This window comes from Daejeonella sp. (assembly GCF_037719425.1).
Lineage (GTDB): Bacteria > Bacteroidota > Bacteroidia > Sphingobacteriales > Sphingobacteriaceae > Daejeonella.
The window spans coordinates 1-14975 of record NZ_JBBJNI010000104.1 but is presented as its reverse complement, the minus strand read 5'-3'; the positions used below and the strand labels follow the sequence as shown (position 1 = coordinate 14975).

Below are 14975 nucleotides of genomic sequence, written 5' to 3'. Positions count from 1 at the left end.
ATTTCTATTCATCGTTGACCTTGTTTTTTGTCAACCTATGTCAGGACAAGTCATAGGCTTTGCGCCGTCGCTGATAGTAGCATTGACCTGCCTCAACTAAACGCGGGCGGCAGCAGTAGCTTTTGCAGGCGGGAATATAAATGGGAACTATAAACATATTCGCAAAACTACTGCACCTGCCGGCCGGTAGGCGGGGAGCACACGACTACCTCTTCCTATGAAACACAGCACATGCTTTCCAAAAAAGGAAATTAAAGTTATATCCACTACCCTGCTTAAACCTTGAGATAAATGAAAAAAGTAGTGAAATAAACTATGCAATAGGATATGATTAATATGCATGCATTGCAATTCTAAACCAAATGAGTCTAAACAAAAACTTTTAAATAAGCTTTATTCCGACTAAGGTTATACCCTTTTAGTCTTTGATGTTTAACATATTGATGTCACAAACTCTGTCAGTCTGACATCTTTACAGAACCAGATTATCCTGATATTCGTATGTAAGTGTAATATTTAAGATTGAATTTTTCTGGCATACTCGTTGGGGAAATAAATCGTTATCTTGAACATACATTGTATAGAAACTAATCGAAAAATGAATTATATCAAAAAACTATTATATACTGCAGCAGTCTTTGCACTGCCTTTAACATCTTCTGCTCAGAGTAGTGCTGATGAGAAGCCAAAAGAAAACTGGCAAAACCTGGACCTGAAGGCCGATGGGGCTTTTGGAATCAGTACAGATAAGGCTTATAATGAATTGCTGAAAGGTAAAACTTCCAAAACTGTAGTTGTTGCTGTAATTGACGGCGGTATCGATGAAAATCACGAAGATCTTAAACAGGTAATGTGGATCAATGCTAAGGAAATTGCCGGTAATGGTATCGATGACGACAAGAACGGATACATCGATGATATCTACGGCTGGAACTTTATTGGTTCAGCAAAAGGCCTGAATATCCACCATGATAATATGGAAGTTGTTCGTTTGGTCAATAAACTGCAGCCAAAGTATGCTGCTGCTCTTAATTCTACACCATTCACAGAGGCTGAAAGAAAAGAATTTCAGCTTTACAAGAAATTGGTGACAGATTACATGGAGAAGCTTCAGCAAGCTCAAATGGGTTTGCAGAATACGACTCTAATCCTGAAATATCTTAATGAAATTCTGGTAAAGATGGGCAAAACAGAGCCTACCATTGAGGATTTCAATGCGTACAAGGCTGCGGGCGACATTGAGTCACAGGTAGTCAAATTCTTAAAGCCGGAGATCAAGAAGACTTCTTATAAAGAGTTCAGACAAGAGCTTGAAGACGGTTTAAAACATTACGATACCCAGATTAAATACCATTTAAATCTTGAGTTCGATCCAAGGAAAGACTCTGTTGGCGACAACTATGCGAATAGCAATGAGAAGTTCTATGGTAATAATGATATCACCGGGCCGGATGCTGAACACGGAACACACGTAGCAGGTATCATCGGCGCTGTAAGAGGTAATAGCCTTGGAATTAAAGGTATTGCAGACAACGTTAAGATCATGGCACTGAGAACTGTGCCTGATGGCGACGAGCGTGATAAGGACGTTGCAAACTCCATACGTTATGCTGTGGATAATGGCGCTAAGGTCATTAACATGAGCTTTGGTAAAGCCTACTCATGGGATAAGAAAGTAGTTGATGAGGCTGTAAAGTATGCGGTTTCAAAAGATGTGCTTTTAGTCCATGCTGCCGGAAATGATGGTAAGAATACAGAGAAAGAGGACAATGTTCCTAACCGTTTATTCGCTGATAGTACTGGTGTAACCATGGGTACTGCAGAAGGATGGATCGAAGTTGGGGCTTCAGGTTGGAACAACGATGACGAGTTGGTAGCTTCCTTCTCTAACTATGGGGGCAAATCTGTTGACGTGTTTGCGCCGGGTGTAAAGATCAATTCTACAATGCCTGATTCTAAATACAAGGATAATGACGGTACTAGCATGGCATCACCTGTTGTTGCTGGCTTAGCTGCATTAATTCGCTCCTACTATCCTCAATTTACTGCTGTTCAGGTAAAGGAAATCATCATGAATTCTGTAACCAAGGTTGAGCAAAAGGTTAAGATCAGGGAAGAAGGAAGCTCTAATAAAGTTGCGATAAGTGAAATATCAGTTTCAGGCGGCGTGGTAAATGCGTATAATGCATTGCTACTCGCAGAGAAAACTAACTCTACTGCTTCCGTGAAATCAAAATAATAAGATTTAATAGCAATAAAAAAGGGTGCACCATCAAGCCTGATGCTGCACCCTTTTTTGTATACCTGTTTTTCTTAGAAAGACATACCTGTTTTTAAGGTCAGGTACCTGCCCTCTTTCGAGAACCCATAACCGCTTGATATCAGGAACTTATTATACAAGTTCAGCCAGATGCCCGGGCCATATCCTGAATGCCAGGTATTAGATTCCGGAAGATCTGAATAAACACGGCCTGCGTCATAGAAGCCGAACAGTCCCATATCACCGGTAAAGATGTAATTATGGAAATAGGTTACTTTGAACCTGACTTCCGTATTCTGGTAGAGATATGATCTGCCCGAGAAACGATTGTTGCGGAAACCTCTCAGGTTCGTGTTGCTTCCCAGCGAATTAGCCTGGAAGAACTTGTAGTCGCCCAGATTAGTCGCTGCTCCGAAACGGGTAGCTACTGTTACGGGGAAGCTATAATTTGGTGTAGCGTAGAATGATATGTCTGTTCTTAATTGAGCATATTTATCTCTGGCACCCTGGAATTCATTGAAATAGTTAATCTGACTATTCCATCGAACCCCTGAACCCGGGAACATTGGATTGTCCACGAAATCAATATTTGCGTAAGAACGGACAGCTCCATACTTTGAACGCGATGCTATGTCGCCTGCTTCAGGGAAACCAGGGGAAGAAACAAAGCGCTGTGCTGGTTTAACAACGTCGAAGGATTCATAACCCGGGCCGATTCCGACGCTAAAGACCTTCGTGAACCGGTGCTGCATATAGGCCGCTGCACTGAAATTTGAACTTCGGACCCTGTAATAATCAACATCGTCGCCAATATTTTGTGTTGAATTCCCTTCTCCGTAAAAGTTGAAGGTATATTTTGGATTGTTATAGCTTCCCCGTACGATCACGTCCCAGTTCCGTTTAAAGACTGAATAAAAATCACCTTTATAACCGATGGTATATGCGCCCGTGTTCGGAGCATAGTTTACCAATAGGCTTTGGATGGAACTAGCCGGAGACTTTCTGAATCCATAATGCTTTTTAGCATACCCTCCGCCTATAAAGAGGCCATCATAAGCATTGTATTCAAGTGATGGTGCTATCCCCGATTTATCGTAAGTAAATGAATTTACATTGTAATCGTTGACATAGCCTTCGGCTGACATTCTGAGAGCGGTGTTTTTACCGCCGTTAATCACATTCTTCTCAGTCTCGAGGTCATAATAGAATGACCGGCCCGTGCCCAGATCTGTGAAGTTGTCGTTTCCATCACCGCCTACAATCCGTACTTTAATGGGATTATTTGAGCTGCTGCCGTCAATGAGGATACTATCGCGGCCATTAAGAGCATAAACGTTCAGCTCTTTAGTCTCGGAATTAACAAACGTCCGGTTATAGAGCGGCCGGGTTACATTATCATTAGAATCAATTTTGTGGATGGTAAGCCGTGTAGTATTATCGAACCTTTCGATCCGGACAAATTCTTTCTTATCCGATCCCGCAACGGTAACTTCGTTTGCCAAAACCTGAAAGTACTCGTCTGCAACTGAAACGATTTGACCGCGTCTGGATTTCAGCTTGTCAATGATCTCCTGACCAGACTCATGATAGACTTCTCCCGGCATTTTTTTAACCGACAACTCAATCACTTCGTCCGTAAGATCACTTTGCACCTGCGTAGCGATACGGCGCCAGTCATCTCGGGTGAGCTCATTGAGAAGGTTACGATCTAGATTTCTTGCAGCGATAGACATCTCCGCCGGATCACCGATCTCTGGCAGGAACGATTGGATATCAGGTAGGATATTGCTTACCAGCTTTGGGATCAAACCGTCAAACTTTGTAAAGGCCTGGTCGCGGTCTCTTGGTATAGGCCTGAAGATAACACCACCAGCTTTCTTAAACTCACCCCATCTCCACTGATCTTCATGTCTGTCCCAGTCTCCAATGAAAATATCAAATAAGCGTGATTTCAGGAACATTTCCTGATCGACCTCATTATCATTATCGTCCCGCAGCTCTTTGTACATCTTAGGAGTGCTCACCGCGTTGTTTGCATTTCCAAATGAGTTGAAATCTGAGACATCTTCGTCCGGACGGGCTTCAATAAGACCGAATTTACCACCAACCTGCTGAATATAGGGCCCGAGTAATGTTGAATAAGGCATGTAGACCAATTCCGGATTCGTATGGTAGATGCCTATTGCTTTTGCCATATCAGGCACTATCAACGCGCCATAAGGATGTGCAGAAGAGATTTGATCCTGTATAAAGTCTTCTGCAAAGGTTTTTAGAAATCCTACCGGAAGGAGAGCGGTCGGGTTCTTGGCTATGGTTCTAAACTGATAGATATTTTTATCCTTGCCCTGCAGCTGCAAACTGGTGGTCTGCTTACCACCCCCCATTTTAATGGGTGTGAGGCCGCCACCAAAATTGTTCAAATCGAGGTATTTCACTGTGATCGGAATAGCCCAAGTATCCCTGTAGTGCTCGCCGAATAGCTTGCGCTTGAACGGACCTGCTTCAAAAGTATCACCGGCAACAATAACTTTCGTGCTGTCTACATAGCTGATACTTTTTTCTTCTGCTGTCTTCGCATCCGCTTTAGCCGGAATAGCATAAAGAGGGGTACGGTAGACTATTTTGCCTGTGGACCCATCGCCAACAGGCTCCCAGAATTCCAGCCAGGCCTGACCATTATCGTAATAATTTAAGCGCGCAAAACCCTGGGCCCCACCGCCATAAGAGAATAAAGCTCCATTGCCTTTGATCATAGTGGAAGACTTGGCTCCAGCGCCGCTGATGATGTGATTGATGTCATTGTATTTATTGAACTGCAATGCGTGCTCATGGCCGGTTGCCAGAACCACATTCTTTTCATCTTCAAGAATGGAAAGCAAGCCCCTTTTTAATTGCTGATAATCCTTGTTCGACAAGTCCTGACGGGAGATCCCATACTGCCTCATCAAAGGATAGATAGCCCCAATTATTGGCAGGGGAATATAATAGTTGTCCCGTACGAGGGTTAAAGGGAACAAATAATCTTTAAGCGTATAATATCCCCCATGACGTCCATTGCTGAATAGGGGGTGATGCTGCGCAATAATGATATGCTTCCCCTTATTTCTAAGAACGATGTCCTGAACCTGCTGAATAACTTCCAGCCGGCTAGAAACGGTACAGCCATTCTCTGGTGCAAGCGACTTTTCATGTTTATCAAGCCACCATTCAGAGTCCAGGGCAATAATTACAAGGTCATTATTTAGCTGGACTTCCACCGGCCCACCGCAGCCGTTGCTGGGCATAAACACATCCCCGGAATTCAAATAAGCCTCAATATATTGTTCCTGACGATTTATAGCAGCAAGCCCTCCCGGACGGCCTTCATTCCAGTCATGGTTACCTGGGACAAATATTTTCTTTCCTTTGAAATTCTTAACCACATTCATTTGCTCGTTGATCCTGCGCTCTTTTTCCTCGCGATCAGAGGCATCAGGTTCAGGCATCCCGGTTTCGTAGATGTTATCGCCAAGAAAGATCACCACATCTTCTGCATGTGAGCTATTAACCACGCCGGTATCCGGTGCAGTTGCCCTTGTGCTGTCATGGTGAAATACCTGCGACTGCAAAAGCTTCAATACCGGCTCCTGCTGATCTTTGTCAGGGACCCCGCCATCGCCAAAGAGCCATACAGAATATTTAAGTTTTAAGGTATCGGGGCTATTAGCTTTTTCCCAGTTTAGCTGGGTTTTATCGTAATACGGCTTAAAGGTTGTGCAAGCTTGAATTGCCATAATAGTTACAGCAATTAAAAAGAGTGAGGTTTTGTTAAATTTAGCGTTCATGTGTGATTTCAATAATATTCCCTATACCTGACTTGCTTCCCTCGTTAGAAATATAAAGTTTGCCGTTTGGGGCAAAGGCTATTCCTTCCGGTTGTTTGTATTCAACACCAGAAAATTGGATGATCTGGTTCATTACCCCTTTGGGACTCAATATTATGATCAGCCCGTTAAGGGATGACAGGACGAATATTTCGCCGGTTTTCTCATTAACTGTAATAGCAGAAGACCGGAATACTTTGTTCATACCCTCATTACCAATAGCTTTCAAAAACTTTTTGGAGCTTTCCTCCAAAGCATCCCCTTCAAACTGGCTGGAGATCTCATCCAAACGAATGGCAAATGCAGGCTCCGGTTGAAATTGCATCGTTTTTAAGTCAAAACCATAAATTTGTTTAGTTGTTTTATTTTGGTCTAATCCGTGCTCTTTGGGTGCGATCAGCAAACGATGATTTTTCGAATCGTATGCCATTCCTTCGATATCATTCTTCTTAGTGAACGGCGTTGCAATTGTACTTACAACCGGACTGGTCGATTCAAAGTTTCTGATCAGGGTCAGTACCCCTGCACTGGTAATTACGAATATATCCTTCCCAACCCGGGTGAGATCTTCATAATCGCCGGAGCCGGCAAATGTCTGCTTCTTGATGACCTTATTCTGCTGAAGGTCATAATAGTATAAAATACCTTCCTCATCCTGTATTGCAACCAATACAGTATCGCTTAAAAAGGTGATGCCGGAAATCTCGCTTAATTCGGGAGGGAGCTCATGCACCAAGTTTTTTGTAGGAAAAATAACTTTTGAATTAGGCTGATCAGCATCGGTATTGCCGCTACCAGTTGGGGTATTACATGAAGCAAGAGCGATTATAATCAGAAGAGTAGTGTTTCTTATCATATTTTATTAAATTCATTGTGAATGATTTGCCATAATCATACCAAAAGCCTGTGCATAAATAATATAATTAACGGATGATGGCATAGTTTTTACTATTAAGCATAAGAATTAACATAACTAATATATGAAGAGTAATACTATTGTTAAAGATGCTGCAGAACATGTTTTCAATTTATTCAAGGATAAGTTGTCAGGTGATTATGTATATCACAACTATAATCATACGGCAGAAACAGCCAAGGCATGTAAAAAGCTTTCTAAATCATACAATCTAACCAGCCGTGATTATGAAGTTTTGATGCTTGCAGCAATATTTCACGATACAGGATACATTACTACTTACGATAATCACGAAGAAGAGAGCGTGAAATTTATGAAGGAGTACCTGAAAGGAAATTACTCTGATGATGATATCAAAGAAATAGAATCCCTGATACTCTCTACTAAATACAGGACAATTCCCGATGGTTCTCTACAGGAAATACTTCATGATGCAGATTATATAAACCTCGGCACCAAAACTTTTGATCACCGTGCTGATCTTCTCCGCATAGAATGGGAACGAATACTTCAAAAAACGTATACTGAGGAAGAGTGGGCTCAGATACAGCTTCAATTTCTGCTGGATACTCAATTTAAAACTGAAGATGCTGTTCTGAAATATCACGAGCAGAAGGAGCAGAATATCCTGAAACAGCGAGCAAAGATTGATAAATTCGCAAAGGAGTCAAGTAAGTCAGAGAGCAAAGTCAAACCTGTAAAAGAAGGCAGGGGGATTGAAACCTTGTACAGGTCTGTTTATGACTATCACGTCAGCCTTACTTCCATTGCTGATAATAAAGCAAATATGATGATCAGCATTAACACCATCATCATATCGATTGTCATAACTCTTTTTGGTACCGGATTTACTTTTTCGAGCCAGAGCCAGTTTGCCAGTGTTCGCTTCGTTTTTCCGATGGCATTTTTACTGCTTACCAGTTTACTGGCCGTAGTTTTCGCTATCCTGTCTGCGAGACCCAACGTTACAACAAAGGAAAAATACGAGCTAAGCAAAAAGGATAGCAGTATACTGTTCTTTGGAAACTTTGCCCAGCTGCAGCTGCGTGAATTCGTTGACAAAATCAAAGAGCTTAAGGATCAGAAGGATGAATTATACGATAGTATGTCTATCGATATTTATTATCTGGGTAGCGTGCTTATCAAAAAGTATAACTACTTAAGCTGGTCCTATAATATCTTTATGTTCGGGATGGTACTTTGCGCAGTTGGATTCGTAGTGATTATGCTGTTTTCTTATTAGGAGTAAGCATAGCAGCAACTTCGGTATCCAGCAAAAAACCCATTTCATCGAGCGTGATATACCTATAGCCAACATCGCCAAGGTATTCATAGCTTTCGCATCCGCTGCGAAGCTCTTCCCAATGAAACCAGCGCTGAAGGTTATTTCTGTCCTTTATCTTGGACAGATACTTGTCGGTTAACAGAATGTAATTGAAATCAGGTATTTTATTCTTAAGCAGCTTGTGCGCAATAATTACGTCCTGGCCCAAAAGCTTGATCCTTCCTTTAATATTAGCGATACTGATATCCCCGTAATGGATAATGATCTTGAGCCCTAACTGACTATCGGCAAGGTACAACTCATAATTTTCAGGATCATTCTCTTTAATAGAGCTTATGAAGTCCGAGAAGGTTTGATAGAGTGCCGTACACTGAGCAGCCACACGGCTAACAGTCGGAAGCCGTCCAGTTTTATAAAAGAAGATCGCGTCACCTTCAATCTCCCCGATCTTCATCTTGAGAACATTACAATCAATAAGTTTCCGGAGCAGCGCGGGAATAACTTCCCTGGAGAAATGAATATCCGTGGTTGCTATAAATTTTGTAAAACCTGTTATATCGGGCACACAAAAGAATGCAGATTCAAGTTCGTCTTTGTTTTCCATATCAAGTATTTACCAATGCAACTAATATACCACCTTTATTTCGTCAATGAAATTGACTAGTATGTGTGGGATTAATTAGTGTAAGGAATTTATGCATTTACTCTTAAAAAGCTAAAATTTCTTATCTTTTGTCCACCACCCTAAGAATTAATTTAGCGCAATTCTGGCGCAAACCTGCCGGGCTTATCTGGATCTCAAAACGGATACTTTCCCATCCATTGACGCAACAATAACCCGGTTCTTATCAATCACATTTACGGTGTTGATCATGGAATTGTCGAGCTTATGAGCCCAGTTGATCTTCTGATGTTCGGGATCAATCGAATAGGTCACGCCGCTTTTGGTTCCGAAGTAAACTTGCCCGTTATTTTCGATCAGCATGGAAGGAACATGTTCATATCCAAAGCCGACATTTAACCGCCATACCAGCTCCGCTTTTGTCTTATTCGTTTTAAAAGCTACGATCTCATCATTCATGGTTTTCCCATAGATCAGTTGATTATCTGCTGATATACCAATGGATTCCCTGATAGTAGCTGCATTACTGCGCCATAAGGTATTGCCATTTGATGCATCAATTGCCGAAAGGAATTTGTCTGGGGCGACGATATAAACCACACCGCCATAAGCCACAGGATTGCACATGGCAGGTGAGAAATGCCTTACTGGACTTCCGTTGTTCCATTTCCATAAGAGGGAACCAGTGGTTTTATCTAAACCGTAAAGGTGGGTATCCCAGGACCCAAATATAACTTTTCCCTCATAGATCAAAGGTTTGCTGACTACCGAACCAGTCAGGCCGCCGAAACTCCAAAGCTCTTTCCCGGTCTTCATGTCTATAGCCCTGAAGTGATGGTCGCTGCCGCCAACATAGGCAACATGATCTTCTATTGTAACTGCACCAAGTACAGACGCTCCGGTTTTCAGTGACCAGTTCAATTTTCCGTTCTTCGCATTCAGGGAATAGATACTACCATCACCTGAGCCAATGACTACACTGCTGCCGTCTACTGCTGCAGACGAATAAATTCCGCCGCCAGTTTGGTACGACCATTTAGGCTTGCCGTTCTTTACCGAAACCGCTTCGATCTTTCCGAGGCTGTTGCCGAATATCACCAGGCCATTTGCATAGGCCGGGGTTGATACTACGTTAGCGCTCGAATGATAAACCCAGGCTGGTTTTACGTTTGGGTATTGCTTGTTAATATCGAAAGAAGGCCGGGCATAATTGCCTGCTTCATACGATCGTTTTCCAAGCGCAATTCTTCTCCATGGACGGATAGCTTTAGTCAGCGGGTTACGCTCTGCAAAGAGCACAGAATCGGTTCTTACCGTAACCACGTTATAGGCTCCTGTTTCTGCTTTGGCGCGAAGATTAGAGCGGCCATGAGTTGCAGGGAGCCCTTCGAAGTCTGCCGGCTTGCTGGTATGATGATGGCCGGCTAGCACGAACTGCGTGTTATATTTCTTTAAGCGGTCGGTTATCTCATACCAGTTGTCGAGTTCATTATTGAGGGGATAGTGATTAAGAAAAACCAATGGCTGCTCTTTTGGAGTTTTCGCCAGCACGGAATCCAGCCAAACAACGGCGTCCCGGGGAATATGGCCGTCAGACATCCGCACATAAGGCCCGGACGCGGTTCCGATAAAACGATAACCCTTATGATCAAATACAAATTTGTCGTATCCGAATTCACGGATAAAGTCCACACCACCCGATTCCGACCAGCCGCTGTCATGGTTGCCCGGCACTATCCGATAAGGTATTTTAAGGTCGTTGAAAATGCTCTTCGCCAGCTTGATCTCCTCAGCTGTTCCCATTTCAGTGATATCTCCAGTGATCACCACAAAATCAAGATCAGTCTGAAGATTCAGATCGGCAATAGTTCTGCGCAGATCATCCGCCGGAACACCCGGATCGGTAGAAATATGCGTATCACTCAGGAAAGCAAATTTGAACGGCTGCTGTGCATTTAATAAAGTGATATAGCAGCTGAAAAGCGCTAATAAGAAGATCCTTTTCATTAGGTTTAGTCTGTGATAAATTCAAAACGAAACTAGTGATATATTATGGGTTTTAGCGCGTGGAGAGTGGCTGGGCGGAGATTCCTTCTGACATTTACATTATCATGTATTTTACATCCTGCGCAGCCAATTTTAGAAATATCCGCTGAGAAGATAAGAATAATGATTCCTGCATAGCGAATATTCAATATATTATTATATTTACTAGTCAATATATTCGGTGTTTTTGGAGTAAAACTTAATTGATCATTTAAATTATTACGTATGAAAAATCTGCTACTCATGTTAGGGTTTTTATTGTTTTTTAGTAATGCGTGGGCGGATAAAAGCATTACCATAGTTTGCAGCCCAAATCAGGCAACTATTTACAGGGTGCTTGACAACAATTCGGAGGTGGCTTTAGGAACCGGGACTGCTGTACTGAAAATCGATAAAGATGAACCTATCAAAATAGTCGTTCGGTTAGAAGGCTATAAACCCCTTGTCAGGACCTATATCAACTCCAAATCGGTAAGCTTACCGAAGGAAGATCGTTTGCTTCTTGAAGACAGGCTAGTTCGGGTGAACGCCCAACCTCACGACGCCCGCATTTTTATAAACGGGGTCGATCAGTCAACTAACGCGGGGTGGGTTGAAATTAAAAAGGATGCATCAGTTACCGTTGAGGTTAAGAAAACCGGATATTTTACAAAAGCTAAAACCTACCATAACCGACAGGGAATGGATATTCCGCCCATTAATGAATCCATAGCGCTTACCGACAGATCGATGTTCGTTAAGACGGTTCCTGCCGATGTACAGGTGGTTATCAATGGTAAAAAAGTTAGTGAAGGCAATACAGAAATTATTATTCCATTGGAAGCATGTGTTACTATCGAATACGTTAAGGACGGATACGTTACGCTGGAAAAACAATACTGTGCAAAGGAAGGCCAGCCAGGTCCGCCTGTAACCGAAAGTATTTCACTGAAAGACAGGCAGATTGCCGTGCGTACTACGCCTGAAGATGCTACTATCAAAATTGATGGCCGTGTAATGGGTAAAGGAGAATACAAAGTGCGCGTTCCATATAATCAATGTGTGGAAGTGATCGTTGAAAAAGCAGGGTTTGTTCTTTCTAAAAAGAGCTACTGTAATGAAGACGGCGTGCAGCCCCCGCCTATTGCTGAGCATTTGGTTCTGCCGGCTGATGAAGCATTTATCAGCTCAGTTCAGAGCGACCAGGCAAACATCAATTTCACGATTGAGACTAGCAAGCCGGAAGCTGATGCATGGAAGATATTGAGCCAGATAACAATGAACTATTTCGATAATATTGAACTGGCAGATAAAGAAACAGGATATATCCGTACCAGCTGGAACCTGAAGAACTTCCTGAACAACACCATCCGGACACGGATCATTGTGAAGCAGGCCGATATCATGCCGCTTAAATATTCAATCAAACTCGTTAGTGAGTTTAGCGGCGAAGCCAAAACCAGCGTAAAAGAAGACGAATCATATCTCCCCTGGGATAGAATACTGAACACGTATAAGGACGTTATTTCGGAATTCCAGTCGAGACTGCGGTAAGGGACTGAGGTCTGAAGTATGAAAACTGAAAATGCCGGGCGGAGAGGGATAGTTTTATCCGCCCGGTTATTCTAAATTCTCCTCTCTTCCCGTAAGGGCTCCTTCGGGTCAACTCTCCACTTACTTGGCATAATATTAGTTAACATCCTCTTATGCGGAGAACAAAATGAAAATTTGTGCGTTTAATTAAATGATAACAATTGAATATTATGGCTGAAGAGATGAAAAAAGAGCTCGTTGTAAACAAGCATTTGACTACCGATGAGATCAGGGCGATTATAGATTTGGCCAAGCAACCAGGCCTTAGGTTTACGGTTGATCTGTACCTGCTGGATTATATTAAGCATTGCTTTCTGGAAGATGGCCAGTTAACTGCAAACATCGAAAAGCTAAACAACGCTCTTTCGCATCTAGAAAATCTCGAAGCAAAGAAAGGCGTGGAAGATGTGCTAAAAAGTCTTCAGTGTGTACAAAGTGAATACAGTGAATATATTGAAGATATGCAGATTTTATCAAACGGAGATTATCCTGGTCCGCGCGGGGCAGGGCAGTTGCTGGAAACCATGTAATGCCGAAAGAGATTAATGGGTCAGTATTTTAGCTGACCTTTCTAAATCTCATCGTTTTACCTATAAATTCAAACTGCCAGTAGCCTTTCACATTCAATACCCCCTCTGTGTCTAAGTATGCTACTGAGCTCCATTGCCTTCCGGTTTTAGGATCATAGATCCTCCCATTTTCCCAGCGGCTGGTTTTCGCATTATACTCCAGGCGGGATAGTACCTGCATCCCCAGAACCTTGCGCTTCCTGAGTTTGGGATCAGGATTGTTTTCGTCCAGCCGGGTAGCCATTGGTTTACTTGGGTCGTCATTATCCTTAAACCAGGTTACCCTGCCCTTAAATTCAGCACCTTCTTTATAAACCTGCACCTTCACATTTCGACGCGTTGACATCCATTGTCCAAGAATTGCATCTGAGCCGGGGTTTGCGAAAGCTGGTGAAAACCAGAGACTTACTGCGCACAGTAAAAAGAGGAATCGTTTCGAGGACATAATAGTGTAAAAGTAGTGAATAGGAGTGAATCGTGAAGAGTATTAGGGCCTTATAAACCTGGATGTTTTTTTTGACATTCAAAATACCCGGACGGCTGTAAGGACAGGGGGCCGGCCGTTCCCACGACTTGAATCCGGTGTCTCGTCCTGGATGCGCTGCATTGAACACAAGTGTTCGAATACCTCCTCTTTTTTGTAACTTGCGGTGACCCGGTTTATCGGCACCCTTCTAACCAATTTTAATTATGAACCGTTATATAATAAATTCAGTCAAAACAGGCTGCCTCCTGGTGATGGTCGTTATGGCTGGCTGTGGTACGCAGCAATCTGTTGTGACTAGTGCAAATAAAACAGAAATGAATCCTTTATTAGCTGAGTGGACAGGCCCCTTTGCTGCGCCCCGTGGGAAATAACTAAGAGGGTAAACCTTATCTGGATAGCTTACATAGCTATCTGGATAAGGTTAGTCCGTTATCTCTGATACTCTAAAATATCCGCCGGCTGGCAATCCAGGATCTCACAGATCTTTTCAAGTGTAGAGAACCGTATAGCCCTGGCTTTCCCGGTTTTCAGGATAGAGATATTCGATAAGGTAATGTCCATTTTCCCGGCAATCTCAGAGAGGGACATCTTCCGTTTTGCGAGCATTACATCTAAGTTTACAATGATCGGCATGTTATACAGTTAAGCTATTTTCTTCGTAAATCTCTAATCCGCGTTTGTAAACTACTGCAATAATCAGCATAAGCAACCCTGTGAGGAGAGCTGTGCCCATTTCATCCACCGGGTGAAGGCCATCTATCTGCATTGAATTATTAATCAGTTTGCCAAGTACATAGTAGTGAATCCAACCCAACACTTCAGAGATAATATATAAGTATGCAGCTGTGTACAAAAGATGGACCACACGCGCATTGAACGGCGCATCGAGACTGATCTGCCCGAAGATCTGCCAAAACTTTCTTAGAATCAATGCCCCGAGGGCCACGAAAAACAGCGTAGATACCATGTGATAATAGCCTATCCCTGAATGGGGCTTGATATCAACGGTGTAGGTCGGTTTCGCCTGTTTATACCGGGTAATCTTATCTGGTGAATAGATAAAGCGCTCTGCTTCCGTTTTAGCGGTATTTTTAAACTCGTGCCGCATATTGTCGTTGTTTATGGAAATATAACTGTGAGGATCGTTTTCATAGAGTGTGAAGCCATAACGGACAGCAAGTACAAGAGTAATGAAAATAAGAAAGCAACAAAGTATTGCCGCACCCCATTTAAAAATTGTAAGGATTAGTTTCATGTTAGTTTTTCTTTGTTTATTCAAAAGTAGTAAATAGTTTCTTATAAACAAGTATTATTTATTGATAAACAATAAATAATACTTGAGCTTTATGGTTGTC

Annotated in this window: 12 protein-coding genes; 5 read left to right on the top strand and 7 right to left on the bottom strand. The window is 42.5% G+C overall.

Annotated features, from left to right (window positions below):
• The first annotated feature begins 598 nt into the window (after positions 1–598).
• On the top strand, positions 599–2239 hold the full coding sequence (locus WKF69_RS13450) for a S8 family peptidase (RefSeq protein WP_340382590.1): 1641 nt from the start codon (positions 599–601) through the stop codon (positions 2237–2239).
• A 74-nt stretch (positions 2240–2313) separates the two neighbouring features.
• Here the strand turns inward: WKF69_RS13450 and WKF69_RS13445 are convergent, their stop codons facing one another.
• Both WKF69_RS13445 and WKF69_RS13440 read right to left on the bottom strand, forming a co-directional pair.
• Positions 2314–6084, bottom strand: coding sequence for a metallophosphoesterase (locus WKF69_RS13445; RefSeq protein ID WP_340382589.1), 3771 nt, complete (start codon positions 6082–6084; stop codon positions 2314–2316).
• Positions 6074–6979 carry an SdiA-regulated domain-containing protein gene (locus tag WKF69_RS13440; protein ID WP_340382588.1) on the bottom strand — a complete coding sequence of 302 codons (906 nt, stop codon included), beginning with the start codon at positions 6977–6979 and terminating at the stop codon, positions 6074–6076. The genes WKF69_RS13445 and WKF69_RS13440 overlap by 11 nt, the downstream gene beginning before the upstream one ends.
• A 124-nt stretch (positions 6980–7103) precedes the next feature.
• Between WKF69_RS13440 and WKF69_RS13435 the strand changes: the two genes are divergently transcribed.
• Positions 7104–8282 carry a Pycsar system effector family protein gene (locus tag WKF69_RS13435; protein WP_340382587.1) on the top strand — a complete coding sequence of 393 codons (1179 nt, stop codon included), beginning with the start codon at positions 7104–7106 and terminating at the stop codon, positions 8280–8282.
• Here WKF69_RS13435 and WKF69_RS13430 read toward each other — a convergent pair.
• Complete coding sequence (locus WKF69_RS13430) at positions 8263–8928, bottom strand: DUF2652 domain-containing protein (RefSeq protein ID WP_340382586.1); 666 nt, start codon at positions 8926–8928, stop codon at positions 8263–8265. The two genes, WKF69_RS13435 and WKF69_RS13430, sit on opposite strands and share 20 nt — an antisense overlap.
• A gap of 183 nt (positions 8929–9111) precedes the next feature.
• Positions 9112–10953 carry a PQQ-binding-like beta-propeller repeat protein gene (locus WKF69_RS13425; RefSeq protein ID WP_340382585.1) on the bottom strand — a complete coding sequence of 614 codons (1842 nt, stop codon included), beginning with the start codon at positions 10951–10953 and terminating at the stop codon, positions 9112–9114.
• A 264-nt stretch (positions 10954–11217) separates the two neighbouring features.
• On the opposite strand from WKF69_RS13425, the gene WKF69_RS13420 reads away from it, so the two are divergent.
• Complete coding sequence (locus tag WKF69_RS13420) at positions 11218–12525, top strand: hypothetical protein (protein WP_340382584.1); 1308 nt, start codon at positions 11218–11220, stop codon at positions 12523–12525.
• A 200-nt stretch (positions 12526–12725) separates the two neighbouring features.
• Positions 12726–13094, top strand: a complete 369-nt coding sequence (locus WKF69_RS13415; RefSeq protein WP_340382583.1) for a hypothetical protein — start codon at positions 12726–12728, stop codon at positions 13092–13094.
• Positions 13095–13122: 28 nt separating this feature from the next.
• Here the strand turns inward: WKF69_RS13415 and WKF69_RS13410 are convergent, their stop codons facing one another.
• Positions 13123–13578: a DUF2147 domain-containing protein gene (locus WKF69_RS13410; protein ID WP_340382582.1), complete on the bottom strand. Its 456-nt coding sequence runs from the start codon at positions 13576–13578 to the stop codon at positions 13123–13125.
• A 245-nt stretch (positions 13579–13823) separates the two neighbouring features.
• Here WKF69_RS13410 and WKF69_RS13405 point away from each other — a divergent pair, with 245 nt between their 5' ends.
• Complete coding sequence (locus WKF69_RS13405; protein WP_340382581.1) at positions 13824–13991, top strand: hypothetical protein; 168 nt, start codon at positions 13824–13826, stop codon at positions 13989–13991.
• 58 nt (positions 13992–14049) lie between these two features.
• Here the strand turns inward: WKF69_RS13405 and WKF69_RS13400 are convergent, their stop codons facing one another.
• Positions 14050–14253 carry a helix-turn-helix transcriptional regulator gene (locus WKF69_RS13400; protein WP_340382580.1) on the bottom strand — a complete coding sequence of 68 codons (204 nt, stop codon included), beginning with the start codon at positions 14251–14253 and terminating at the stop codon, positions 14050–14052.
• 1 nt (position 14254) lies between these two features.
• Complete coding sequence (locus WKF69_RS13395; protein ID WP_340382579.1) at positions 14255–14875, bottom strand: DUF2975 domain-containing protein; 621 nt, start codon at positions 14873–14875, stop codon at positions 14255–14257.
• Positions 14876–14975 lie beyond the last annotated feature (100 nt).

Coding starts and splice junctions, on each gene's coding strand:
- WKF69_RS13450 (WP_340382590.1), top strand. CDS start 599: ATGAATTATATCAAAAAACTATTATATACTGCAGCAGTCTTTGCACTG.
- WKF69_RS13445 (WP_340382589.1), bottom strand. CDS start 6,084: ATGAACGCTAAATTTAACAAAACCTCACTCTTTTTAATTGCTGTAACT.
- WKF69_RS13440 (WP_340382588.1), bottom strand. CDS start 6,979: ATGATAAGAAACACTACTCTTCTGATTATAATCGCTCTTGCTTCATGT.
- WKF69_RS13435 (WP_340382587.1), top strand. CDS start 7,104: ATGAAGAGTAATACTATTGTTAAAGATGCTGCAGAACATGTTTTCAAT.
- WKF69_RS13430 (WP_340382586.1), bottom strand. CDS start 8,928: ATGGAAAACAAAGACGAACTTGAATCTGCATTCTTTTGTGTGCCCGAT.
- WKF69_RS13425 (WP_340382585.1), bottom strand. CDS start 10,953: ATGAAAAGGATCTTCTTATTAGCGCTTTTCAGCTGCTATATCACTTTA.
- WKF69_RS13420 (WP_340382584.1), top strand. CDS start 11,218: ATGAAAAATCTGCTACTCATGTTAGGGTTTTTATTGTTTTTTAGTAAT.
- WKF69_RS13410 (WP_340382582.1), bottom strand. CDS start 13,578: ATGTCCTCGAAACGATTCCTCTTTTTACTGTGCGCAGTAAGTCTCTGG.
- WKF69_RS13405 (WP_340382581.1), top strand. CDS start 13,824: ATGAACCGTTATATAATAAATTCAGTCAAAACAGGCTGCCTCCTGGTG.
- WKF69_RS13400 (WP_340382580.1), bottom strand. CDS start 14,253: ATGCCGATCATTGTAAACTTAGATGTAATGCTCGCAAAACGGAAGATG.
- WKF69_RS13395 (WP_340382579.1), bottom strand. CDS start 14,875: ATGAAACTAATCCTTACAATTTTTAAATGGGGTGCGGCAATACTTTGT.